Source organism: Reyranella sp. (assembly GCF_004297265.1).
Classification (GTDB): Bacteria; Pseudomonadota; Alphaproteobacteria; order Reyranellales; family Reyranellaceae; genus Reyranella.
Genome location: NZ_SCUT01000063.1, coordinates 58,618 through 82,669 on the forward strand (window position 1 = coordinate 58,618; position 24,052 = coordinate 82,669).

Annotated in this window: 24 protein-coding genes; 13 read left to right on the top strand and 11 right to left on the bottom strand. The window is 66.9% G+C overall.

Annotated features, from left to right (window positions below; all coding sequences use genetic code 11):
• The first annotated feature begins 69 nt into the window (after positions 1 to 69).
• From EPO41_RS28520 to EPO41_RS28530, 3 genes are read left to right on the top strand one after another with little or no spacing between them, the layout of a single operon-like run.
• Positions 70 to 1,077 carry a TRAP transporter substrate-binding protein gene (locus tag EPO41_RS28520; protein ID WP_296332723.1) on the top strand — a complete coding sequence of 336 codons (1,008 nt, stop codon included), beginning with the start codon at positions 70 to 72 and terminating at the stop codon, positions 1,075 to 1,077.
• 60 nt (positions 1,078 to 1,137) lie between these two features.
• Positions 1,138 to 1,713 carry a TRAP transporter small permease gene (locus EPO41_RS28525; RefSeq protein WP_296332725.1) on the top strand — a complete coding sequence of 192 codons (576 nt, stop codon included), beginning with the start codon at positions 1,138 to 1,140 and terminating at the stop codon, positions 1,711 to 1,713.
• The gene (locus EPO41_RS28530) at positions 1,710 to 3,017 is read left to right on the top strand and encodes a TRAP transporter large permease subunit (protein ID WP_296332727.1); all 1,308 of its coding nucleotides are present in this window, start codon (positions 1,710 to 1,712) and stop codon (positions 3,015 to 3,017) included. The genes EPO41_RS28525 and EPO41_RS28530 overlap by 4 nt, the downstream gene beginning before the upstream one ends.
• Positions 3,018 to 3,032: 15 nt before the next feature.
• On the opposite strand, the gene EPO41_RS28535 is transcribed toward EPO41_RS28530, so the two are convergent.
• Together EPO41_RS28535 and EPO41_RS28540 are read right to left on the bottom strand one after the other, a co-directional pair.
• Positions 3,033 to 3,527, bottom strand: coding sequence for a hypothetical protein (locus EPO41_RS28535; RefSeq protein WP_296332729.1), 495 nt, complete (start codon positions 3,525 to 3,527; stop codon positions 3,033 to 3,035).
• Positions 3,528 to 3,536: 9 nt separating this feature from the next.
• Entirely contained in the window at positions 3,537 to 4,832 is a 1,296-nt protein-coding gene (locus EPO41_RS28540) for a peptidoglycan DD-metalloendopeptidase family protein (protein WP_296332731.1), read from the bottom strand.
• Positions 4,833 to 5,204: 372 nt separating this feature from the next.
• On the opposite strand from EPO41_RS28540, the gene EPO41_RS28545 reads away from it, so the two are divergent.
• Positions 5,205 to 6,344, top strand: coding sequence for a hypothetical protein (locus EPO41_RS28545; RefSeq protein WP_296332732.1), 1,140 nt, complete (start codon positions 5,205 to 5,207; stop codon positions 6,342 to 6,344).
• A complete protein-coding gene (locus tag EPO41_RS28550) occupies positions 6,341 to 7,027 on the top strand; it encodes a hypothetical protein (protein ID WP_296332735.1) in 687 nt (228 codons plus the stop codon). The genes EPO41_RS28545 and EPO41_RS28550 overlap by 4 nt, the downstream gene beginning before the upstream one ends.
• Here the strand turns inward: EPO41_RS28550 and EPO41_RS28555 are convergent.
• Entirely contained in the window at positions 7,024 to 7,881 is an 858-nt protein-coding gene (locus EPO41_RS28555; RefSeq protein ID WP_296332737.1) for a hypothetical protein, read from the bottom strand. The two genes, EPO41_RS28550 and EPO41_RS28555, sit on opposite strands and share 4 nt — an antisense overlap.
• Before the next feature lie 48 nt (positions 7,882 to 7,929).
• Here EPO41_RS28555 and EPO41_RS28560 point away from each other — a divergent pair, with 48 nt between their 5' ends.
• Entirely contained in the window at positions 7,930 to 8,469 is a 540-nt protein-coding gene (locus EPO41_RS28560; RefSeq protein WP_296332739.1) for a chlorite dismutase family protein, read from the top strand.
• Between the two features lie 13 nt (positions 8,470 to 8,482).
• Here EPO41_RS28560 and EPO41_RS28565 read toward each other — a convergent pair whose 3' ends face one another.
• The gene (locus EPO41_RS28565; RefSeq protein WP_296332741.1) at positions 8,483 to 9,544 is read right to left on the bottom strand and encodes a M48 family metallopeptidase; all 1,062 of its coding nucleotides are present in this window, start codon (positions 9,542 to 9,544) and stop codon (positions 8,483 to 8,485) included.
• A 2-nt stretch (positions 9,545 to 9,546) separates the two neighbouring features.
• Entirely contained in the window at positions 9,547 to 10,761 is a 1,215-nt protein-coding gene (locus tag EPO41_RS28570; protein ID WP_296332745.1) for a DUF898 family protein, read from the bottom strand.
• A gap of 104 nt (positions 10,762 to 10,865) precedes the next feature.
• Between EPO41_RS28570 and EPO41_RS28575 the strand changes: the two genes are divergently transcribed.
• On the top strand, positions 10,866 to 12,845 hold the full coding sequence (locus EPO41_RS28575; protein WP_296332748.1) for a protein meaA: 1,980 nt from the start codon (positions 10,866 to 10,868) through the stop codon (positions 12,843 to 12,845).
• On the opposite strand, the gene EPO41_RS28580 is transcribed toward EPO41_RS28575, so the two are convergent.
• On the bottom strand, positions 12,842 to 13,213 hold the full coding sequence (locus EPO41_RS28580; protein WP_296332751.1) for a hypothetical protein: 372 nt from the start codon (positions 13,211 to 13,213) through the stop codon (positions 12,842 to 12,844). The genes EPO41_RS28575 and EPO41_RS28580 overlap by 4 nt on opposite strands.
• Before the next feature lie 30 nt (positions 13,214 to 13,243).
• Between EPO41_RS28580 and EPO41_RS28585 the strand changes: the two genes are divergently transcribed.
• A complete protein-coding gene (locus EPO41_RS28585; RefSeq protein ID WP_296332753.1) occupies positions 13,244 to 14,119 on the top strand; it encodes a DUF4743 domain-containing protein in 876 nt (291 codons plus the stop codon).
• A gap of 64 nt (positions 14,120 to 14,183) precedes the next feature.
• Positions 14,184 to 14,561, top strand: a complete 378-nt coding sequence (locus EPO41_RS28590) for a hypothetical protein (protein ID WP_296332756.1) — start codon at positions 14,184 to 14,186, stop codon at positions 14,559 to 14,561.
• A gap of 12 nt (positions 14,562 to 14,573) precedes the next feature.
• Here the strand turns inward: EPO41_RS28590 and EPO41_RS28595 are convergent, their stop codons facing one another.
• The gene (locus tag EPO41_RS28595; protein WP_296332758.1) at positions 14,574 to 15,557 is read right to left on the bottom strand and encodes a tripartite tricarboxylate transporter substrate binding protein; all 984 of its coding nucleotides are present in this window, start codon (positions 15,555 to 15,557) and stop codon (positions 14,574 to 14,576) included.
• Positions 15,558 to 15,687: 130 nt separating this feature from the next.
• Between EPO41_RS28595 and EPO41_RS28600 the strand changes: the two genes are divergently transcribed.
• Genes EPO41_RS28600 through EPO41_RS28615 form a run of 4 tightly spaced genes read left to right on the top strand, consistent with a single transcriptional unit; the run spans position 15,688 to position 20,507 of the window.
• Entirely contained in the window at positions 15,688 to 17,094 is a 1,407-nt protein-coding gene (locus EPO41_RS28600; protein ID WP_296332759.1) for a tetratricopeptide repeat protein, read from the top strand.
• Positions 17,091 to 18,500 carry an amidase gene (locus EPO41_RS28605; protein WP_296332762.1) on the top strand — a complete coding sequence of 470 codons (1,410 nt, stop codon included), beginning with the start codon at positions 17,091 to 17,093 and terminating at the stop codon, positions 18,498 to 18,500. The genes EPO41_RS28600 and EPO41_RS28605 overlap by 4 nt, the downstream gene beginning before the upstream one ends.
• The gene (locus tag EPO41_RS28610; protein ID WP_296332764.1) at positions 18,501 to 19,922 is read left to right on the top strand and encodes an amidase; all 1,422 of its coding nucleotides are present in this window, start codon (positions 18,501 to 18,503) and stop codon (positions 19,920 to 19,922) included.
• 21 nt (positions 19,923 to 19,943) lie between these two features.
• Positions 19,944 to 20,507 carry a hypothetical protein gene (locus EPO41_RS28615; RefSeq protein WP_296332766.1) on the top strand — a complete coding sequence of 188 codons (564 nt, stop codon included), beginning with the start codon at positions 19,944 to 19,946 and terminating at the stop codon, positions 20,505 to 20,507.
• Between the two features lie 145 nt (positions 20,508 to 20,652).
• On the opposite strand, the gene EPO41_RS28620 is transcribed toward EPO41_RS28615, so the two are convergent.
• The 4 genes from EPO41_RS28620 to EPO41_RS28635 all read right to left on the bottom strand — a co-directional run bounded on the left by EPO41_RS28620 (position 20,653) and on the right by EPO41_RS28635 (position 23,959).
• The gene (locus EPO41_RS28620) at positions 20,653 to 21,060 is read right to left on the bottom strand and encodes a hypothetical protein (protein ID WP_296332769.1); all 408 of its coding nucleotides are present in this window, start codon (positions 21,058 to 21,060) and stop codon (positions 20,653 to 20,655) included.
• A gap of 118 nt (positions 21,061 to 21,178) precedes the next feature.
• Positions 21,179 to 22,336, bottom strand: coding sequence for an SRPBCC family protein (locus EPO41_RS28625; RefSeq protein ID WP_296332770.1), 1,158 nt, complete (start codon positions 22,334 to 22,336; stop codon positions 21,179 to 21,181).
• 10 nt (positions 22,337 to 22,346) lie between these two features.
• Positions 22,347 to 23,210, bottom strand: a complete 864-nt coding sequence (gluQRS, locus tag EPO41_RS28630) for a tRNA glutamyl-Q(34) synthetase GluQRS (protein ID WP_296332773.1) — start codon at positions 23,208 to 23,210, stop codon at positions 22,347 to 22,349.
• Complete coding sequence (locus EPO41_RS28635) at positions 23,207 to 23,959, bottom strand: hypothetical protein (RefSeq protein WP_296332776.1); 753 nt, start codon at positions 23,957 to 23,959, stop codon at positions 23,207 to 23,209. Before EPO41_RS28635 ends, gluQRS begins: the two co-directional genes overlap by 4 nt.
• Positions 23,960 to 24,052: the final 93 nt, after the last annotated feature.

Genomic DNA, 24,052 nt, shown 5'->3' on the forward strand with positions numbered 1-24,052 from the left:
AATCCCTACCCCGATGGCATGGATGTTGCTGCCGATGGGACAGTTATCACCCGGGGACAGGGGACAGGGATGAGCTTGATATCGAGGATTTCGGTCTTGAAGCTGGCCGCCGCTGCGGTGGGCGCGAGCCTCGCGTTTGCGGGAACCGCAGGCGCGCAGACGCAGTGGATGATGGCCAGCGGTTATCCCGAGAACAACTTCCTGACCCAGAACCTGCGCAAGTGGGTCGAGGACGTGGAGAAGGGCACCGGGGGCAAGCTCAAGATCACGCTCCACACGAATGACAGCCTGATCAAGCTCGACAGCATCAAGTCGGCGGTCCAGCGCGGACAGGTGCAGGCCGGTGAGATCCGCCTCGGCGTCTACGGCAACGAGGACCCGATGTTCATCCTCGACGGGGTGCCGTTCGTCGCCTCGACCTACGAGGAAGCGTGGAAGCTGATGGAACTGCAGGACCCTTATTTCAAGGGACTGTTCGACAAGGCCGGCATGGTGATCGCGGGCTATCAAGTGTGGCCGAGTCAGGGCTTCTACACCAAGACCCCGGTCAACTCGGTCGAGGACTTCAAGGGCAAGAAGATCCGTATCTATTCGACGGCGACCCAGAAGATGGCGACCCTGCTGGGCTTCAACGCGACAATCCTGCCCTTCGCCGAAATCCCGCAGGCCTTCTCCACCGGGCTGATCGAGGCCCTGTTCACCAGCGCCCAGACCGGCGTCGATATCCAGGCCTGGGACAACACCAAGTATTTCACCGACGTCGGGGCGATCCTGTCGAAGAACGCCCTGATCTTCAGCAAGCGCGCCTTCTCCGCCTTGTCGCCCGCCGACCAGAAGGTGGTAATGGATGCCGCCGCTGCCTACACGAAGCGGTCGTGGGAGATGAGCAAGGCGGCCGGTGACGAGAAGGCGGCCGTCCTGAAGAAGAACGGCATGACGGTCACGGGTGGCCCGCCGGCCGTACTCGCAGCGATGAAGAAGGTCGGTGTCCAGATGGCCGACGAATGGAAGGCGACGGCGAGCCCCGCCGCCGTTGCGGTCCTCAACGCCTACATGGCCGGTCAGAAGACGAACTGAGGTCGAGCGGCACCGGGCCGTCCGCGACTGCCCGGGGCCCGATTCGCTGATGGTGATGTGATGCGGCGTGCCCTGGATACTCTCTACAGCGCGAGCGGCCTGCTCTCCGCGTTCTTCCTGGTGATGATCGGCGTGACGATCCTCCTGCAGATCGCCGGGCGGTTCCTGAACTTCGCTTTCGATGCCACGGAGGTCTCGGGATTCTGCATGGCGGCGTCGACGTTCCTCGGGCTCGCCTACACGCTGCGCGCCAATGCGCACATCCGGGTCACGCTGATGGTCGGCAAGCTCTCGGCGGAGAACAAGCGTCGCGTCGAGATCTGGTGCTGCGGCCTGGGAGCGGCCGCCTTCGCCTACGTGTCGGCCAATGCCTGGCTCATGACGTACGACTCCTTCCTCTTCGGCGACACCAGCCCAGGACTCATGGCGGTACCGTTCTGGATCCCGCAGATCGGCATGGCCCTCGGGGCTTCGATCATGACGATCGGATTCATCGACGAGCTCGTCCAGACCATCGCCGGCAGGATCCCCGATTTCGCCGATGCGGAGGCACAGGCGATCGACGAAGAACTCGAAGCGGCTTCCCTGAGCATTGCTGGCGAGACCGTCAGCAGCGGAAAGGCGGCCGTACGATGAGCGCAGAAGTGATTCTCGCGACGACGGTTCTCGGCACGCTCTTCCTGTTGCTCGCAAGCGGTGTCTGGGTCGGCGTGACGCTCGTCGTCGTCGGTTTCGTCGCGCTGTTCTTCTTCACGCCGGCACCGACGGGATCCCTCCTCGCGACCACGATCTGGGACTCGAGCTGGGGATGGGCACTCACCGCCCTGCCCCTTTTCATTTGGATGGGCGAGATCCTGTTTCGGTCGCGTCTGTCGGAGGACATGTTCAAGGGGCTGGCACCCTGGCTGGGCTGGCTTCCCGGCCGGCTATTGCACGTGAACATCCTGGGCTGCGGCGTCATGGCGGCGGTCTCGGGTTCGTCGTCCGTCACCTGCGCCACGATCGGCCGCATGAGCATGCCCGAGCTGCGCAAGCGCGGTTACCACGAGGGCATGGCGATCGGGACTCTGGCCGGCTCGGGGACGCTGGGCCTGCTGATTCCGCCCTCGATCATGATGATCGTGTACGGCATCACCGCGCAGGTCTCGATCGGCCGGCTGTTCATCGCGGGCTTCCTGCCCGGCTTCATGATGATCGGCCTGTTCATGGCCTACACGGCAGGTTGGGCGCTCCTCAACCCGACCAAGGTGCCGCCGGCGGACATGCGGATGACCTTTGGTGAGAAGATCTGGAACGCGCGCCGCCTCATCCCGGTGATCTTGTTGATTGTCACCGTCCTGGGCTCGATCTATGGCGGCGTCGCGACGCCGACCGAGGCGGCCGTGATGGGCGTGGTCGGTGCCCTCGTGCTCGCGGCCGTCACCGGCTCGCTCTCCTGGGAGACGTTCAAGGACAGCCTCCTGGGCGCGGTTCGAACCAGTTGCATGATCGGCCTGATCCTGGTCGGCGCCGCCTTCGTCACCATGGCGATGGCCTTCACAGGCCTGCCGGCGACGATGGCGAACTGGGTCAACGGCCTTGGTCTCACTCCCTATGGCCTGATCCTGCTGCTCACTCTGCTCTACATCGTGCTGGGCTGCTTCCTCGACGGCGTTTCCATGATCGTTCTGACGGCGCCCGTGGTGCTGCCGATGGTCACCGCCCAGCAGATCGATCCGCTGTGGTTCGGCATCTACATCGTCCTGGTGGTGGAAATGGCGCAGATCACGCCGCCCGTGGGCTTCAATCTCTATGTGCTTCAGAGCCTGACGGGACGCGACATCTGGACCGTCACCAAGTCGACGGCCCCGTTCTTCGCCCTGCTCTGCGTCGGCGTGCTGCTCATCACGCTCTTCCCCGACATCGTGACGATCCTGCCGCGACAGATGACGAACGGTTAGAATTGCTGGCGGATCCTATGCCGAAGGGCCGATGCACTGCCGGACGAACCGCCGGCTGACCTGCTCGTAGAGCGTGTCGCCGGTTCTCGTCGCCAACAGGGCAGCACGAGCGTCCGGCACGACCGCGGTGGCGCGCCCCGAGGTGCCGCCGCAGGTCACGCGCTTTGCCACCGGCGCCGACACCGTCCCGCCTACGCCTCGCAGCGGCTCCAGCAGGTCGTAGACCCGGGGTGCATCGGGAGCCGGCGGCGAGCCGCAGACTTTGTGATCGGTGGACATCCAGAGATGCACGCTCCCCGCCGGCCCGCAGGTAATCTCCTCCACGACCTCGCTGTCGCGGAAGCCCACGGTCAGCCGGTCGACGCAGAGTTGATAGACCAGCACGTTCATGCCGTCCTCGCCGCCGTCGAGGACGCCGGTCTCGCAGTCCGATGCGCGAACCTCCCCACTGTCCCGCATCGCCGCCGAGGCGGTTAGCAGGAGAAGGCAGAGGACAGCGGACCGGGCCACGCGCCGTCTTCAATTGGTCTCTTCGCCGCGAAGACTCGCCGCCGTTTCGCGGACACGATCGGTTTCGGCGACCTGGGCCTTGAAGCGTTCAAGATCCTTGCCCGCCAGCCGTGTGCGCTGCGCCGTGCGGGCCATGGTGAGCGGATCGATCGGGCGCCCCCCGCGATGCAATTCGAAATGCAGGTGCGGGCCGGTCGAGAGGCCGGTGCTGCCGACATAGCCGATCACCTGGCCCTGGCGCACGCGCGCGCTGCGCTTCATTCCCGGGGCAATGCGAGACATGTGCGCATAGCCGGTGGCGAGCCCTCCGTCGTGGCCGATCTTCACCCAGTTCCCGTAGCCACCGAACCGACCGGCCTCGATCACATGCCCCGCGCCCGCAGCGAGGATCGGCGTGCCCGGCGGCGCGGCGAAGTCGACACCGGAATGCAGTCGCGTGAACTTGAGGACCGGATGGTGACGCAGGCCGAAGCGTGAGGAGATCCGGCTCATGTTCAGCGGCGTGCGCAGCAGTGCCTTGACCACGCTTTCGCCCTCCGGATTGTAGAAGAACTCCTCCCCATCGCGCGGCTTGAACCTGTAGATGCTGTAGGTTTCGGCGCCGCCACCCGTGGTGATCTCGGCCCACAGAACGCGGCCGTCGTCGGCCGGCCTGCCATCGATGGTCCATGAGCGTTCAACCAGCACGTCAAAGCGGTCTCCGGGCTTGATGTCGTGCTGGAAGTTCACGTCCCAGGAAAAGGCGCGCAGCATTTCCGCCAGAGGGCCATGCGGCACGCCGGCCGCCTCGACGCTCGCGATCACCGAGCCGTCGACCTCGCCCGACGCGCGCATCACCTTCGGCGCGACCTCGAAGACCTCCTCCTCCAGGCTGTAGCCGCCATCATCGTCGCGCTCCACGTTAAACGCGCGCTGCGGCTCGGGCCGGATCGACAGCCCGACGAGGACCGTCGGCTTCTCTGCCTCGTGCAGTCGCTGCAGTTTGACGATCAGAGCCTGGCCGATCGGCAGACGGTCCAGGCGCACCCGTTCGGCGAGGACTTCCACGATCTCGGCAATGTCGGCCGCCTCGATGCCGAGCCGGTCGAGCACTCGGGCGACGGTGTCGCCCTTCTGCAATTCGATCGCCGCTTCGACATGCGGCGGTCCGAAGTCCGGCGGCTCGACGTCCGCCGGGTCGGGATCCGGAAGGACCATCGCGATGTCGGTCATCGGGGTTTCCGGCAGCATCTCCGACGTCTCCGGCATCGCCATCAGCGTCACCGGCGTTCCCGATTCGGGATGGAGGTCACGTTCGCTGGTCATGCTCCGAGGCTCTCTTTTCGCCGTCAGCGCCATCAGGCTGACCATCGCCACGACCAACAGACTGCCGAAACACATTCCGACGGTCTTCCAGTGGCGCCCCGCCGAAACCGCGGGGCGAATCCGTTCAAAGGGGGGCCGTGCCATGAAAGCCTGGGGATGGGGCATTCGTGGGGAGTCCTCGAGGACAGGGGTTGGGGGAGCGCGATGTGAGCGGGCGTCTGCGCACGCGAACAATTGGACGGAAACTTGGCAGCAATGTGGTTCCGCGTCGTCGCGACGCGGTGAGGTTCGACAGATGACGCAACCGTCTGGAATGACTCGACGTGCGGGCGCGCCATCGTTTTGGCGATATCGCACCTCATCAGTCGCCGCATGGTGGAAGCGTTGCAGGCGTGGCTTTCCGATTGGAAGCATCTTGCCTTTCTGGCGGGAGCCATCGTCCTGCTCTATCTCGCGCGCGATGCGGCCCACCGACTGTTGCGCGCGGCCTTCCTGCTGGCCGCACGCACGCTTCGACTGGTCGAACGCTGGATCGGCTTCGGCGCCGTCGCAGCGAATGTTCGATACGAGAGATTGAGCGCGGGCATGAAGGAAGCCGAACTGCAGCCGCGGCTTCCCGACGAGATGCGGGACGTGCAGCGCCTCTTCGACCGCAAGGGACCGGACGATCCGCAGGTACAGAATGGCCTGGAGCGTCTGGGTGCGCATGTCGCCGAACATCGAGAGGTGATCCAGTCCTATGGCGTCCAGCTGCAGACCATCCAGGCATCTCCGGTCCCGCCGCGCGACGTGAAGCTCGGCCACTCGACCGGCATCGGCCTCGCCTTCGCCATCGTGCTGATCCTTGCCGTGGGCATCGCCGGCTGGCTGAACTTCGCCCTGCTGGAACGGCCGATTGCCGAAGTGGTGGGCGATTCCTATCGCATCATGGGCGTGCCGATCTACCGGCTGGCCGCGCTCGCCATCATCGTGCTCGAGGTCGCCGTCGGCATCGTGCTGCTGGAGGCCCTGGGCGTCACGACCATGTTCCCGCAGTTCGAGCGGCTGGAGCAGAAGAAGGGCCTGCGGCTCGCCATCATCATCGTGATGACGACGGCGCTGGTGGTGCTGGCTCTGATCGAGGCGGCGCTCGCGCTCACCCGGGACGAGATCTCCCGGCTCGAACGCGAGCTGCTGGGGACCCTGGCTGGCGCGGCGCCCTCCGAAGCCGGCGAGGCCGCCGGCGCGATGGCGCGTTACGCGCAGGCGGCGTTCGGCCTGATCATTCCCTTTGCTCTCGCCTTCCTGGGCTTCGCCATCGAAGCGCTGATCCGCAACGGCCGCGTCGTGCTGCAGCTTCTTCTGGGATTCATCCTCGAATCTCTGTCCTTCGCCGTCCGCCTGCTGCGCTTCCTTGTCGAGGGGCTGCTCGCGGTCGCGCTTGCCGCCTACGACCTCGTTATCTTCCTGCCGCTGGTCATCGAACGTCTGGTGCGGGCCCTTCTCTCGTCGCGCACGGTGCGTTCCTCATGACCCAACTCGGCCGCCGCGTCTTCAACACCGGCCTCCTGGCCACGGCGGCGACCGGATCCGCTCTCGCGGTCGGCGCGTGCGAGGAACGCAGCGCCACCGCTTCCGCCGTCTATGGCCTGCTCGATGTGTCGAAGAGCTACTTCCGTGAAGTCGACAAGGCATTGCGCACCCTTCGCGTGACGATGGGCTTCATGCGGGCCCACGACAGTTTCGCGGTGGCGGAAATCGGCGCCTGCAGCTTCACCGACGAGGCGGTCCTGCTGAGCTTTACCGCGCCTGACCGGCCGACCGAGCGCCAGCGGCTCGTCGCCGCCTACGGGCAGAAGCTGGCCGACTATGGCAGCCGCGCCAAGCCGGCGGGCTACACCGATATAAGAGGGGCCCTGCTGCAGGCCGCCCAGCATCTCGCGGCGCGACAGGCGGCCACGCACACCATCGTACTGTTCTCGGACCTTGAAGAGGACCTGCCCGCCAATTGCCGCCGCGACCCCAACCTGCCTGCCACCCTGCGCGGCATGGAGGTGATCGCGACCAACGTAACCCGCCTGCCAGAGGACAATCGCGAACCCGCGCGCTACGCTCGGCGGCTGGACGGATGGCGGCAACTCGTGGAAGCCGCCGGCGCGCGCTGGAGGGTGGCGCCCGATGCGGCCGCAGTCACCTCGCTGTTCAGGGACAGCTAGCCGAGGCGCTTCAGCGTCGCCTCGGCGAAGCGTTCGGCCGAGAGCGAGTCAAACTCCAGGAACAACGCCGGCTCCAGCACCTCCACTTCGATCACGATTAGCACGCCGTTGCGCACGACGCCGTCGACGCGTGCATAGAGAGGCACTTCGGGCAGGGTTATGAGGCAGCCGGCGCCCTGCTGCGTCACGTCCAGCGGCGGCGTTTCAGCGGTGCGCGTTGGCCTGTAGCGCGAGTTGGAGCGGAACTCACCGGCGGGCGGCCGCTTGCGGATCGCGTGGCTGAAGACGCCGTCGAAATAGACCAGCGACAGCTCGCCCTCGGCGATCTCCGGCAGGAACTCCTGCACCACAACGCCCGCCCGGCGGGCCTCGTCGGCAAGGCCTGCGATCTGCTCGACCCATGTCGCGCGCTGCAACAGCTCGACCGAATGGCCCGACGCGCCACTGGCCGGCTTCACGACGGCCTGCGCCCAGCCTGTCCGGTCGAAGACCCGGCCGATCGCCGACACTTCGCAGGGGACGAGGAAGCTTCGCGGCACGCGCACGCCCGCCGCGGCGAGCTTCTCCACGTAATCCTTGCGCAGGTTCCAGCGCACCAGATCGATGGAATTGAACAGCCGCGTCGACGCGGCCATCGCCTCGGTCCATGTCTTGAAGGCATCGAGCGCACGGTAGTAGCCCCAGGTCGAGCGCAATACGATGGCGTCGGCTCCGGCGAACGCCTCGCCCGGCCCGTCCCATGGCGCGCCCGTGACACGGCATCCTCGCTGCTCCAGCGCCTCCGCATAGAGCCGGTCCGATGCGGTGATGGCGGGGTCGTCGGCAGCGGTGGCGAGAACGATGTGCGGGCTCATGCCGCTTCATAGCCAAGGAGCCGGCGCGCGTCTTGCTACGATCGGCCCATGCCGCCGCCCTTCACCGTCACCTTTTCCGGCAGCGACGCCGGTCCCTGGCGCATCGAGCGTCTGTCTTCCGTCTCCGGTCCCAGCCTGGCCGCCGCGACGCATCTCGCCCTGACCGACAATCCCGGCGCCGCGTGGCGCCTGAGCGGCGTCGTCAGCCACCAACGCTACTCGACGGCGGCCGAACTGAAGGAGCTGGCGGGCGTGCAGGCCGGGCTCGGCCGCAGCGAGGCCACGTGCGCGGCGCTGATCCCCATCCGCAAATCCGAAGCCTGGTGGTCGATGGCCCAGGACGAGCGCCGGGCGATCTTCGAGGAGAGGTCCCGCCACATCGCCCTGTCGATGAAGTACCTGCCGGCGGTGGCGCGCCGCCTCCACCACGCCCGCGACCTCGGCGAGCCCTTCGACTTCCTCACCTGGTTCGAGTTCGCACCCGAGCACGAGGCGGCGTTCGATGCGCTGCTGGCCGAACTGCGGGCCAGCGAGGAATGGAAGTACGTCGAGCGTGAGGTCGAAATTCGCCTGACACGGACGCGCTGAACGCGGCGAACCGCTATTTGCAGACGTTCCGCAGTGCCTGCCACTCGGCGGCACTGAAGGCCGGCCGGCCCGTGGGCGGGCGCTTCGTCGACTCGATGCGTTCCCGCGTGGGCGGGTGACTCGACCAGATGCCGGCGGCGGTGGCAGCGTCGGCGGGTTCCTTCTCGAGCATCTGTTCGAAGAAGGTCGAAACGCCGTCGGCGCGCAGGCCTCGCTGTTCGAGCAGGCGCACGCCGGTGGCGTCAGCCTCGCGCTCGAAGGCCCGGCCGTTGCGCATCGCAAGCAGTGCGCTTCCGCCGGTGCCGAACGTGCTCAGAATGTCGGAGTAGCCGCCGGTCAGGACCTTGAACAGGAGGTCGATGCCATAGGCGCGCGCCACGCCCTTGATCGGGTGATCGTGCACGACATGGCCGATCTCATGCGCCAGCACGCCCGCGACCTGCGAACTGTCTTTGGCCTGGGTGATCAGGTCCGAGTAGAAGACGAGGATCGAGCCTGGCAGGGTGAAGGCATTGACCGGTCCGCCCTCGACGATGTGCACCGTGACCTCGTGCTTGTAGCCGGCCTCCCCGGCGAGATCGTTGGCCAGTCGGTTGATCGCCGCCAGGCCCGCCCGGCCCTGGCACGTTTCCTTGTCCGCAAGCAGTTCGTCGAGCACCGTCTCACCCAGTTTGGCCTGCAACGTGTAGGGCAGCAGCGGCACGGCATATTCGCTGCCGTATTCCACCGCGTTCCAGAACAGACCGACCAGCGCGACGATCGCCAGCGAATAAGCGCCGAGCCGCGGCCCGACCTTCACCGGCTCGAGCGCCAGCGGCTTCAGCGCCGGCACCACCGAGACGAGCTGCGCTCGCCACGCCGGATCCTCGACGACCAGCCGCGCGTCGCTGCCGCGGAGCGCGAGCGGCGGTGCGGCCTCGTGGTGCGAATCACCCAGTACGACCATGTCGGCGACCGGCCAGCGCACCACGACCGAGGAATCGGCCGGGCGACAGATCAGCAGCTCCTGGGTCGTGATCTTCAGCATCACGTCCTGCACGTCGGCGGTCACGCCGTCGTAGTAGCGGGCGGCCATCGTCAGACCCCGCTCACGTCGAACATGTCGAGCAGGCCCTCGCCATAGCCCGGACCGCGATCGGCCGGCTGACGGATCTCGCTGCCCCGGGGTTCACCGTAGATCCAGAGCTGGCCGGCGATCAGCTTCATCGTGCGGTGCATCACCCACGGCCAGCCGATGCCGAGCGTCAGCAGCACGATCAGGTAGTTCAGAACCAGGAAGCCCCACATCTGCCAGGTCGAGATGGCGGTGGCGAACAACACGTTGCCGGCGCGGCTGTGCGTGACGAGGTAGCGCAGCAGATAGGCCTGCCACCAGCAGCGCAGCGGCAGGATGAGCAGCCCGAACAGCAGATAGGCGCCGACGGCGATGAGCAGCACCGCGGCCACGGTTCGCAGGCTCGGATGGGCGAACAGTTTCAGGAATTCGTCGGAGGAGATGCCCAGCGTCTCGATCGTGCCCCCGATCGCCATGAAGGTGACGACCGCCGCGGCAACCCAGGCCGCGATGTTCAGGAAGTAGTAGCCGAGATAACGGCCGTAGATGTCGCCGGCACGGCCGGCGAAGATGAACCCGAGGGTGCCGACCCGCGCGTTGACGATCCGCGGTCTCGCGAGGTTCACCGACACGACCGGCGTCAGCAGGTAGCCGGTCATGGCGTTGGCGAACTGCAGGAAGGTGGCGGTGGCGCCGTAGCCCCAGGCCGACCCCGCCATGCCGCAGCGGATGCCGCGCCAGCGCGTGCGCGAGAGCTTGTAGCGCAAGCCGGCATAGTGGCCGACATAGGCCAGTGGGAAGCCGATCAGCACGACCGACAGCGAGAACAGGTCGAACAGGCCGAAGCTGGCGAACGGCTTCTCGTGGAAGACATAGCGCCACACCAGGTACATGAGCCCGGACCAGGCTGCGACCACGAGCAGCGCCAGCAGGAATCCGATCAACAGCTCGCGGCCGTGGCCGCGATACTCGAACCGGTCACCCAAAACCGAGAGATGGTTCCAGACATAGCGCCGGATGCGGGTGCGGCCCCAGAACCGCGACCAGCCGAGCGTGACCAGCATCATCGCGAGATGGCGCAGATAGATGGCGTACAATTCGCCCAGCCGCCCGTCATAGACCGGCCGGCTCGGGCTCAGATCTGCCCCCCATGGCGTGCCGGGAGCGGCTGTCGGGCTGGAAGTTCCTGCCGGCGCCTGGCTGGCCGCCTGCACCCAGGGGGAAGAAGCGTCGCTCAAAACCCCTGTTTCCCCTTCCGCCGCAATGCAAAATCTTGGATGCTGCGACGCAGCATGATCTGGTGTACCCAAGTTTACGTCAACAGCACTGCGAACCGCCACAAATGACAATCCCGAACCGCGACAAGCCCTGGCTCATTCGCACCTATGCCGGTCACTCGACCGCCGAGAAGTCGAACGAGCTCTACCGTACCAATCTCGCGCGTGGCCAGACCGGCCTCAGCGTCGCCTTCGATCTGCCGACGCAGACCGGATACGACAGCGACCATGTGCTGGCGAAGGGCGAGGTCGGCAAGGTGGGCGTGCCGATTTCGCATCTCGGCGACATGCGCACCCTGTTCGACGGCATCCCGCTCGACCGGATGAACACGTCGATGACGATCAACGCGCCGGCGGCCTGGCTGCTCTCCCTGTACATCGCGACCGCCGAAGCGCAGGGGGTCGAACGGTCGAAGCTGCAGGGCACGACGCAGAACGACATCATCAAGGAATATCTCTCGCGCGGGACGTACATCTTCCCCCCCGAGCCGTCGCTGAAGCTGACGGCCGACACGATCGGCTTCACCTATCGCGAGGTTCCCAAGTGGAACCCGATGAACGTCTGCAGCTATCACCTGCAGGAAGCCGGCGCGACGCCGGTCCAGGAACTCGCGTTCGCGCTGGTCAACGCCATCGCCGTGCTCGATGCCGTGAAGGCGCGCGGCCAGGTGCCGGACGCCGACTTCCCCAAGGTCGTGGGCCGTATCTCCTTCTTCGTGAATGCCGGCATCCGCTTCATCACCGAGATGTGCAAGATGCGGGCGTTCGCGGAGATGTGGGAAGACATCACGCTGAACCGCTACGGCGTCGCCGATCCCAAGCAGCGCCTGTTCCGCTACGGCGTGCAGGTGAACTCGCTCGGCCTCACCGAGCAGCAGCCCGAGAACAACGTCTACCGCATCCTGCTGGAGATGCTGGCGGTGGTGATGAGCAAGAACGCCCGCGCGCGTTCGGTGCAGCTCCCCGCCTGGAACGAAGCGCTGGGCCTGCCGCGGCCGTGGGACCAGCAATGGTCGCTGCGCCTGCAGCAGATCGTAGCTTTCGAGACCGACCTGCTTGAGTACGGCGACATCTTCGACGGCAGCAAGGAGATCGCGGCCCGGGTCGAGGCGCTGAAGCAGGAGGCGCTGGCCGAGATGGGCCGCATCGCCGACATGGGCGGCGCGGTGGCCGCCATCGAGGCGGCCTACATGAAGCAGCGCCTGGTCGAATCGAACCTGAAGCGTCTGGCCGCCATCGAATCGGGCGAGCAGACCGTGGTCGGCGTCAACGCCTATACCGAAGGCGCGCCCTCGCCGCTCGGCGGCGGCCAGGAATCGATCCTGACGGTCGACGATTCGGTCGAGCGCGGCCAGATCGAACGGCTCCAGGTGTGGCGGGCGACGCGTGACCAAGCGGCCGTGAAGGCCGCCCTGGCCGAACTCGTGGCCGCGACAAAGGAAGACCGCAACGTCATGCCGGCCTCGATCGAATGCGCCAAGGCCGGCGTCACGACCGGCGAATGGACCGACGCGCTGCGCGGCGTGTTCGGCGAATATCGCGCACCCACCGGCGTGGCACGCGCCGCCGGCGTCACCGACGGCCGTCTCGAAGCGACACGCCGCGAGGTCGACGCGGTTTCACGCCGCCTTGGTCGTCGTATAAAAATCCTGGTCGGCAAGCCCGGCCTCGACGGCCATTCCAACGGCGCCGAACAGATCGCCGTGCGCGCCCGCGACTGCGGCATGGAAGTCGTCTACGAGGGCATCCGACTCACGCCCGAGCGCATCGTCAATGCCGCGCTGGAGGAGAGCGTCCATGTCGTCGGCCTGTCGATCCTGTCCGGCGGTCACGTCTCGCTGGTCGGCGACGTGCTGAAGGGCCTGCGCGAGGCCGGTATCGGCGACGTGCCGGTCGTGGTCGGCGGCATCATCCCGCCTGCCGATGCAGAGGCCCTGATCGCCGCCGGCGTATCGCGCGTCTACACACCCAAGGATTTCGACCTCACACAGATCATGCGCGACGTGGTGGGCGTGGTCGACAATGCGTGGAAGGAAGCAGCTTAGAGAGGCTGAACCAGCGTCGCCGTCGCGTGCAGCATCGGCTCGACGACGGCGTGGCTGAACAGCCAGGTTTCGGCATGGACCAAGTCGCCGTCGCGGCGGATCACGCGCGAGAGCGCAAGCACGTCCGCAGCCTGCGCGGGCCGCAGCACCGTCACGTTGAGATGCGACACGCGCGCTTCCAACCCTGAGGCAGCGCGCAGCGAGGTGTCGACCAGCGACAGCAGTGCCGCTGTCGTCCACCCAGCCCCGGCCGCCGGTGAAAAGCGGAGACGCACGTCCTGGTCCTGGCATTCCTCGACGAATACTTCGTGGAGATCGGCGGTGGGCAGCACGGCTTCGAGCCGCGCCTGAAGTTCGTCTTCGGTCATCGGTCGCACTCTATGCTATCTCCCCGCCCCATGTCCTTCCTCGACCATATCCGCCGTTGCAACAACGCCGACCTCACCCAGTTCGAGCCGTGGTTCGTCGGCCGGCATCGCGCCGGGTTCGTCCATCGCGACTTCGCGGCCGATGCGGTGCAGGGCTCCGGCCTGTTCGAGCGGCGCGACGGCGCGTGGCATCTCGATCCCCGCCTCGACACACCGGAGAAGCGCACGGCGGAGATTCGCGCGTTTCTGCTCTCCTTGCGCGAGCGCGGCTATTTCAAGGGCCTGTGGCGCGAGGAGGAATACGCAGTGGCGCCGCAGGAGGGCGCGCCGTTCCTGATGGCGATGGAGCGCTCGGCGGTGCCGTGGTTCGGCGTGCGCGCCGGCGGCCCGCACATGACGGGCTATGTGCGCCGTGCCGACGGGCTGCACATCTGGGTGCCGCGCCGCTCCTACGAGAAGCCGACCTTTCCCGGCCAGCTCGACAATACAGTGGCCGGAGGCCAGCCCGCGGGGCTCGGCCTGCACGAGAACCTGGTGAAGGAATGCGGCGAGGAAGCCTCGATCCCGCCCGAGCTGGCGCGGCAGGCGAAGGCGGTGAGCGTCGTCGGCTACTGGAACCAGTCGGGCCAGCAGTTGAAGCCCGACGTGATGACATGCTTCGATCTCGAGCTGCCCGCGGATTTCACACCACGCGCGAACGACGGCGAGGTCCACTCGTTCGAGCTGTGGCCGGTGCAACGCGTGTTCGAGGCGGTACGCGATACGGTCGAGTTCAAATACAACTGCAATCTTGTGTTGATCGACTTCTTCGTGCGCCACGGATTGCTGTCGGCCGACGATCCGGAGTTCATCCCCATCGTCGCCGGCCTCAGGATGATGTACACTCCCCGCAACGGTTCAGGCTGAGCGACGGCACGTCGCCTCGAATACGTTGCCGGCTCGGCCGACACAGCGAAAGGTGGCGGCCCCCATGCCACGACGTTTGCTGATCGCCGCATTGGTGGCGGCGTTCGTTGTCACTGCCCTACCCTTTTCTTCCGCGATGGCGCAGGACGGCCATCACGGCCAGGGTCATTCCGAAAGCCACGACTGGTACGAGAAGCTGAAGCAGCCGGGCTCCAACGCCTCGTGCTGCAACGGTTCGATCAACGGCGTCGAAGGCGATTGCCGCCCGACGCGGGCCTACCAGAAGGACGACGGCAACTGGTATGCACTGCTCGACGGCCGCTGGGTCCTGGTGCCGCCGAAGGTCGTCCTGAAGGAACTCGCCCCGGATGGGCGCAGCCATATCTGCGCCAACAAGACCGGCAGCATCTTCTGCTTCCTTGGCGGTTCGCCGAAGAGCTGACGCTCCGATGACTTAAGCCGGCGGCGTGATCTTCGCTTCCTGGATGACCTTGCGCCACTTCACCGTCTCCGCGGCGAGGCGCTTGCCGTAGTCGGCGGCACTGCCCCCGACCAGCACGAAACCGAGGTCGACCAGCTTCTTCGAAGTGGCCGGATCGGCGAGCAGCTCCTTGAAGGCGGCATTCAGCTTCGCGATGACCGGCTCGGGCGTACCGCCCGTCGCCATGACGCCGAAGAACACCGCGCCCGTCAGGTCCGCCGGCAGACCGGCTTCGGCCACCGTCGGCACGTCGGGAAGCATGGGAACGCGCTTGGCGGCCGCGACGACCAGGCCGCGCAGCCTTCCGTCCTTCACCGCAAGCCCGCCCGGCAGCAGCGTGTCGGAGAACAGCATCACGTGACCGCCCAGCACGTCCTTGAGGGCGTCGGCGCTGCCCTTGTACCCGACATGGTCGAGTTTGATGCCGGTTGCGATCTTGAGCTGCTCACCCCACAGATGCGGCATGCTGGCGTTGCCGGCCGACGCATAGGGTATCGGCGAAGTCTGCGCCTTGGCCCAGGCGAGGAACTCGGCCATCGTCTTGTAGGGCGCCTTGGGATTGCAGGCGAGCAGCAGCGGCATGTCGACATAGCTGCAGACCGGCGCCAGTTCCTTCACCGGATCGTAGGGCAGCTTGAGGCCGAACGACGTGTTGGTGGCAACGGGAGCCGCTGCCAGCAGGAGCGTGTATCCGTCGGGCTTCGCCTTGGCGACGATCTCGGTGGCGATGATCGTGCCGCCGCCCGGCTTGTTTTCGACCAGCACCTGCTGGCCGAACTTGTTCGCCAGATATTCGGCCGCGATGCGCGCCGACGTGTCGGTTGCGCCGCCCGGCGCGTAGGGCACGACGAAGCGGATCGGCTTGTCGGGGAATGCCTGGGCACGCGCGATCGAAGGCCCGAGGCCCGAAGTGATTGTAAGAGCTGCGGCGGAACCCAGCAGATGGCGACGCTTCATTTTCTTCCTCCCTGGCGTTTTCTGATCGTTCTTGATTACCAGTATCGGCGACAGACTTAAGAAGAGCTAGCCTCTCGACCAGTCGCGGTACGGCATGCGAAGCTGAGTTTCGTAAATTCGAGGGGGCCGGGTGGCGAGGGACGGGCAAGGGCTGGAGCTGGGCAATGCTGACGAGGGTGCGGTCGCCGCGCTGGATTTCGTCAGGCAGGAATGGCTGGGCTTCGGCAAGCGGTTCGCCGACTTCGTCGCCGCTGCCGACGCGGAAGAAAAGTGCCCGATGCTGCCGCTGGTCGCGGCGAGCCTCTTCCTCTCGATGTATTCGCCAGAGGGCCAGGCCGCGGCGACGCGCTACCGTGCGCGCGCCAAGACGATGACGGCGGGCGCCACCCCGCGCGAGCTGGCCTGGCTCGCCGCCATCGACGCCTGGATCGATGGCGACACCGGCCAGAGTCTCGCTTCATTTCGTAAAATCGTGTCCGAGTGGCCGCGAGACCTTCTGGCCGGCAAGCTGGCGCAGCTCCTCGCCTTCAACCGCGGCGAGGCCGAAACGCTGCTCGAGGTCGGCGAGAAGCTCCTCGCCGCCAACCAGGACAATCGTTTCGTCTGGGGTATGTATGCGTTCGGCCTCGAAGAGTGCCATCGACTCGACGAGGCCGAGGCCGCGGCGCGCAAGGGGCTGGCGCTCGACCGCAACGACCCGTGGGCGCATCACGCCATCGCCCATTGCCTCGAAGCGCGCGGCCGCATGCTGGAGGGCGTCGCCTTCCTCAGTTCCGTGTCCGACACCTGGAGCGACTGCAATTCGTTCATGCAGACGCACAACTGGTGGCACCTCGCGCTGTTCCTGATCGACCTCGACCGCACCGACGAGGCGCTGGCACTCCATGACGAGCGCGTGTGGGGCGTGTGGAAGGAGTTCTGCGAGGATCAGGCCAACGCCGTCTCGCTGCTGGCGCGACTCGAGCTGCGCGGTGTCGATGTCGGCGCACGCTGGGCCGACCTCGCCCTCTATCTCAAGCCTCGCCTGCACGAGCATCTCTCCGCCTTTCACGACGTCCACTATCTCTACGGGCTGGCGCGCGCCGGCGAGCGCAGCGCCGTCACCGAGATGCTGGCAAGCCTCGAGGATCGCGCCGAGCGTGCCAAACCCTTCGAGCGCGAACTCTGGGCCGATTGCGTGGTGCCGCTGGCGCATGGCCTGGCCGCCCACGCCGCGGGCGACATGCCGGCGGCGGCGCGCCTCATGGGTCAGGCGATGCCGCACCTGCGCAGCCTCGGCGGCTCGATCGCGCAGCGCGCCGTGTTCGGCGCAATCCATCTCGATGCGCTGAGCCGCGCCGGCTGGAACGATGCGGCGCTGGCGATCCTGCAGGCCGACGAACGCGAACGGCCTGGCGTGGCTGCAATCAAGCGCGCGCTGGCCGATCTCTATCGCAAGGTCGGCCGCACCGAGCAGGCGCTGGCCGCCGAGTACCAGGCCGAACAGCTCGCCCGCCGGTATCGCGAAGCGGCGACCCGGACGGGAGAAGCGGCATGACGACGGATCTCACGCAGGCGAGCGCGGCCCAGCTCGGTAGGCTCTACCGCAAGGGCAAGGCCTCCCCGGTCGAGACGATGAAGGCGGTACTGGCGCGCGCCGACCGCCTCGCGACGGCGATCAATGCGCTCTGCCATGTCGACAAGAAGGCGGCGCTGAGCGCGGCGCGCGCCTCGGAGAAGCGCTGGAAGAAGGACGAGCCGCTCTCGCCGCTCGACGGCGTGCCGGTCTCGATCAAGGAGTTGGTGAGGGTGAAGGGCTGGCCCGCCTCGATGGGCAGCAAGCTCACCGACAAGACACCCGTCGATGCCGATGCGCCGGCGGTAGCCCGGCTGCGCGAGGCCGGCGCGATCGTCTTCGCGCAGAGCACCAGCTCGGAATACGGGCACAAGGGCGTGACCGATTCGCCGTTGCACGGGATCACGCGCAATCCCTGGAACACCGGCGTGACGCCGGGCGGCTCCTCGGGCGGCGCCGGTGCCGCGGTCGCAGCGGGCCTCGGTCCGACCGCCATCGGCACCGACGGCGGCGGCTCGGTGCGCATCCCCGCGAGCTTCAGCGGGCTGATCGGCCTCAAGGCCACGTTCGGCCGCGTGCCGGCCTGGCCGCCGTCGATGACCGGCGACCTGTCGAACACCGGCCCGATGACGCGAACCGCGCTCGACGCCGCGCTGATGATGAACGCCATCGCCCGGCCCGATCCGCGCGATGGCTACGCTCTGCCTCCGGACGACACGGACTACACGAAGAAGCTCACGACCTTGCCGAGGAAGCTGAAGATCGGCTTCGCGCTGCGTTTCGGCGACCATCCACTCGACATCGAGGTCGCTGCGATGGTGACGAAGGCGGCCCGCGACTTCGAGGCGCTGGGCTGCACGGTCGAGGAGGTCGAGGCGCCCTTCTCCTTCGCCGAGGCGAGCCGCGCCTTCGTGATCCACTGGCTGTCGGCGCTGCAGCGCCTGCTGCAGGTCTTTCCCGAAGCGCGCCACGGCGAGTTCGATCCCAGCCTGCTGGCCGGCGCGAAGGCGGGCCTGCGCTACACCCTGCAGGACGTGGTGAACGCGCAGGTGACGCGGCGCGACCTCACCCTCGCCTGGAACCTTTTCTTCGCGAAGTACGACCTGCTGCTCACGCCCACCGTCGCCGTGCAGCCCTTCGAGACCGGCACCAACCTGCCGCCCGGCCCCGACGGCAAGCCGAACTTCATGTGGTCGCCCTACACGCCGCAGTTCAACCTGACGCGCCATCCCGCGGCGACGGTGCCCTGCGGCCTGTCGCGGCAGGGCCTCCCCGTCGGGCTGCAGATCGTGTCCGCCCATTACAACGACGCGCTGGTGCTGCGCGCCGCCGCCGCCTACGCCGACGCCCATCCCCTCGAATTCCCTGTCCTTCCGGAGACCAAGTAGATGACTGCCGACCTTGCGATGATGCCGGCCCACGAGCTGGTGAAACTCTTCAAGGCCCGCAAGGCCTCGCCGGTCGAGGCTGCGAAGGCCGCACTCGCCCGCATCGATGCCTTCAACGGCCAGCTCAACGCCTTCCAGCATCTCGATCCCGACACCGCGATGCGCCAGGCGCGCGCTTCCGAGAAGCGCTGGAAGAAGGGCGGCAAGCGGTTCTCGGACATCGACGGCGTGCCGATTACCATCAAGGACATGGTGCTGACCAAGGGCATGCCCACGCGCATGGGCAGCCTGGCCACCGATCCCGACGGACCCTTCAACGTCGACGCGCCGGTGGCGCAGCGCCTGCGCGAGGCCGGGACCGTGCTGCTCGGCAAGACGACGTCGCCGGAATATGGCTGGAAGGGCGTGACCGATTCCAAGCTTTACGGCGCCACGCACAATCCGTGGAAGATCGGCCGCACGCCCGGCGGTTCCTCGGGCGGCGGCACGGCGGCCGAGGCGGTCGGCATGGGCAACCTCGCCATCGGCACCGACGGCGCGGGCTCGGTCCGCATCCCCTGCTCCTTCTCCGGCATCTTCGGCCTGAAGCCCACCCAGGCGCGCGTGCCGCTGTGGCCCGTCTCGGCGCAGGGCACCCTGTCGCACGTCGGCCCGATGACGCGCACCGTGCGCGACGCGGCGATGATGATGAACGTCATCGCCCGCCCCGATCCGCGAGACCCCTATGGCCGCCCTGACGATGCCGAAGACTATCTCAAGGGCTTCGACAAGGGCGTGAAGGGCCTGCGCATTGCCTATTCCCCCCACCTGGGCTTCGTCGAGCGCGAGAAGATCGACCGCGACGTGGCGGTGGCGGTCGAACAGGCGGTCAAGGTGTTCAAGACCCTGGGCGCCAGGATCGTCGAGGATTCGCCCGACTTCATGGGCATGGACCCGCGCAAGGTGCTGAACGCTCACTGGCAGTCGAACGTCGCCCTGCTGCTCAATAACTTCAGCCCCGAGAAGCGCGAGCTGATGGATCCCGGCCTGCTGAAGGCCGCCGAATACGGCGTCAATCTCGGTCAGGAAGCGGTCGTCACCGCGATCCATCAGCGCCAGGCAATCTCGGCGATCATGAACCAGTTCATGGCCAAGTACGACCTGCTGCTGACCCCGACCATGCCGATGACCGCCTTCGCGGTGAACGAGAACGCAGCCTGGGGCGGCGACGGTGTCGACATCGGCTGGACGCCCTTCACGCTGACCTTCAACCTGACGCGCCAGCCGGCCGCCACCATCCCCTGCGGCCTCGACCGCGAGGGCATGCCGATCGGCCTGCAGATCGTCGGTGGCCACGCCCGGGACGCGCTCGTCCTGCGCGCCGCCGCTGCCTACGAACGCGTCCGCCCGATCCCCGCGCCGCCAATGGCGCATCAGATCTGACGGAATGGGAAAGCGCGTCTGATGGCTATCAGCCGCCAGACGCGCCTCTACATCGTGCTCGGCGTGGCGCAGGTCGCCGCGCTGGCGGTGCTCGCCTGGTTCGCCGAACGGCAGGTGGCGCTGGGGCCGACCGACAAGCTTGGCTGGCGCCCCTTCACCTGGCCGCTCTCGACCGAGCGTGCGCCAGCGGGTCACGCCTATAGTGGCGAGGATCACGATGTCTATGTCTGGCTGACGCTGAATGGTCTCGGCAGCAGCGGCGACTGCCCGAAAGGCATCGCGAACGACGCGGCGCTGGAACGTGCCGTCGACATCCGCCTCCTCGATCCGCGCTTCGAGCCGGTCGGTCCCGGCGAGCGGCTCCGCGTGACCGATCTCGTGGGTTGGACCCGCGTTTACGTCCACCGGCGCAACAACAAGTCCCTGCGCTACGGCGAGGCCGTGGCCGTCTCCTACAAATGCGACGTGATCAGCGCGATCATCGATGGCGACGCCCGCGATCCGGCGAAGCGCAAGACCGCGCACGAGTTCCTGGAGTCGAACACCGTGCAGGTGTGGATCAACAAGCAGCTCGAGGGGCGATAAAATGAAATACCCGTCGTCTCGACCGGAGCCTCGCGCAGCGAGGCGTAGCGGAGAGACCTTCTCTCTACACTCAGCCGGCTTTTAGCTGAGAGAAGGTCTCTCCGCTTCGCGCCTTCGGCGCTCCGGTCGAGACGACGGGGTTGTGTTACAGCTTCACCGGCATCTTGCGCGCGAAGGCCGCTGCGACGACACCGAAGCCCATGCTTGCAAGCCACAGCCAGTAGCCCTCGCGCAGGCCCGTCACCGGATTGGCCATGCCGGCCTCGTTGGTGATCACATTCGTCTCGAACATGAACGAGCCGGCGAGACCGAGCGCAGCAAAGGCCAGGATCAGCGCCGGCACGCGGCGGCTGAACAACGCGGCGATCCACGACGCTGCGAGCAGCGGGTTGGCGAACCAGCTCGTGTGCCCCAGCGCGCCGAACAGCAGGATGCTCCAGCCCGGCCAGTCCGAGCAGATGCCGGAGACGCAGAACGCATCCTGCGTGAGGCTCGCGGCAAACAGGATGACGCTGAGCACCAGCGCGACACGCGTCGTGCGGTTGGTGGTCATCTCGAACTCCTCTCGCCCGCTAGGGGGAGAGGTTGGGTGAGGGGGTTGCGCACGAGCCTTGGACGCCCCCTCACCTAGCCTCTCCCCCTAGCGGGGGAGAGGAACATGAAAAGGTCGTTCACGCCGCCACACCCAGCACACTTCGGATCGAGCTGTGGAAATGGACGAGCGAGGGCTCGTTGCGACCATAGATGACCTCGTCCGTCGCGCCGGACTCGAAGCCGATCTGCATGCGCTCGCCCAGCGGGAAGTCCTCCTCCAGCACGGTGCGGATCGCGATGTCGCGGTTCTTGGCCCAGTGCTTCTCCGGGCGGTCACTGTCGGCGGGGCGGTAGAGCGTGAACTCGACGGAGCAGCTTCCGGGGTCGTTGCGATCGGGGAAGGCGCGCCAGACCTCGATATGGTCGACCTGCCAGATAACGATGGTGTTGGGGAAGAGCTGGTAGATCGCGATGATGTGCGGGTGCAGGTTGCGTTCGTCGTCAGGCAGCGCGCGCAGCGCCTCGATCGAGGTCCGCGGCACGCACATGCGGCCGTGAGGCCCCGCGCCGTCGAAGGTGCCACAGTTGCCGATAAAGTACGGCGCGATTGTTTTCCGGTGCAGGTGCGGGATGTGATAGCCCTCGAGGAACGTATCGACGGCGAACTTCCAGTTGATGCGCGGTGTGATGCGGTCGACCGAATAGAGCGGGTAGGTTTCGGGTCGCAGTGCCGCGAAGTCCGAAACAAAGGAACCCAGCACACCATCGACGTCGATCCCGGCACGCTCGCCCTCGCGCACGGGCGTCGCGCGTACAAAAATCATGCCGTGCTTCTCGCCGGCCGGCAGCCTCACCAGACCGTGCGCGCCGAGGTCGAGTCCGGCAAAGCCCACCTTGTCGGTGACGCCCAGCAGCTTGCCCTGGGAGTCGTAGGTCCAGGCGTGATAGGGACAGACGAAGGCGCGGGCGTTGCCGCAGCCCTCCGCGACCGGTGCGCCACGATGGCGACAGATGTTCGCGAAGGCGCGCACCTCGCCGTCGAGGCCGCGCACCAGCAGCACCGGCATCCCGGCCACGTCTTCGGTGATGTAGTCACCGGGTTTGGAGAGCCGCGAGGACAGGCCCATGAACAGGGGCTGGCTGCGGAACAGCGCGTCGCGTTCGCGGGCGGCACGTTCGCGGCAGGAATAGGCGTCGACACGGTTGCGGAACAGCGCGTCGGCGAGATCGGTGGTGCGGCCGTCGATATGGCCGAGCAGCCGCCTCCCGACGGCCAGTTGTTCTTTCCGGTCCATGACCGAAGTGTCAGCCCTTCACGGGGGGCGCGCAACTCCAACCATCGATCATCTCGAATACCTCGGCCGCACTCTTCCCGCTCTCGCGCAAGCTGCGGATGGTGAGGTCGCGATCGCGTTTGGCGAAGCGGCGGCCGTTCTCGTCGGTCAGAAGCGGGTGATGCGCATATTGCGGCGCAGCATAGCCCAGCAGCTTCTGCAGCAGGGCGTGGACATGGGTGGAGGGCAGCAGGTCGATGCCGCGCGTGACGAGCGTGACACCCTGCAGATGATCGTCAACCGTCACCGAGAGATGGTAGCTGGTCGGCGTGTCCTTGCGCGCGATCACGAAGTCGCCCATCAACAGCGGCTGCCCCTCGATGCGGCCCAGCGTCTCGTCGACGAAGGAATAGGGTCCCGCCTGCTCCGCCGCGCGGGCGCAATCGAAGCGCATACAGTGCTCGACGCCCGCGGCGATGCGGCGGCGACGCTCCTCGTTCGACAGATGGCGGCAGGTGCCGGGATAGAGCGGGCCGTCGGGCCCCATTTCCGTCGGGTGCGGGGCGCTCGTGGACGCCGCGATGTCGGCTCGCGTACAGAAACAGGGATAGACCAGGCCGCGCGCGTCGAGCCGGTCCATCACCCGGCCGTAATCCGCGAAATGATCCGACTGGCGGCGCACCTCGCCGTCCCAGGCGAGACCGAGCCACTGCAGGTCCGCCAGCATCGCCGTCTCGTACTCGCGGCGGCAGCGGCGGATGTCGATATCCTCGATGCGCACCAGGAAGCTGCCATCCGCGTCGCGCGCACGCCGCCAGGCGATGCGGGCCGAATAGGCGCTGCCGAGATGAAGTTCGCCCGTCGGGCTGGGGGCAAAACGCGTGACGATGGTCATGCCGGGCCGTCGAGGAAGTCGAGCAACGCGCCCGGCATGTGCGCGATCGGATGCGGCGGCGGATCGACAGCACGCAGGTCGAGATAGAGAGCGATCGAGGCATGCCACGCCGCGACGAGGGAGGCGCGATCGCACGTCGCCACCGTGGGCAGCAGACGGTCGACCGCACCGGAACTTGTCTCGATGCGGCGCAGGCCGCGTGGTCGCTCGCCCGCCTGGCGTCGCAGCATCGGTCCCAGCACGGCCTCGCGGAAGAAATCGAGCGCGGCCAGCGCCTCGAAATACTCTCCGCGCCGGATCTTGGTCGCGCTGTAGTGCATCCAGACCCAGGTGCGATCCTCGAACCATTGGCCGTCGCGCAGCGCCGGCTTGATCTGCAGTGCATCGAGCCGGCACTGCATCGTCTCCGGGTCTCGCGCCCACAAGAGCAGCGGCCGCTCGACAAATCCCGACAGGTCGTCGGCCGCGACGAACTTGAAATCGACATGCAGCAGCGGCGGCCCGTAGAGACAGATCAGCAGTCGCGGCTCCCCGACATGCTCGCCACTGAAACACGCCAGCAGGTCGCCGAGCCCGCCAGCAAAGGCGCGGCGGTCGGCCATCGCCGTGGCGAAAGCGTCCGGTCGCACCAGCAGCACCAGATCGAGGTCGGACTCGTCATCGAAGCCGCCCGTGACCATCGAGCCGGCGCCGACCAGTGCCTCGAAACGCAGGTCGGCCGGCACCGAAGCCACGACACGCGAGAGCATCGCGGCATGCAAGGCAGGCAGTCGAGGAATCACTTCGGTCTCCACATGCCGAACTTACAGTTCCGCCTCGCCGCGTGCTATGGCGGGAACAAC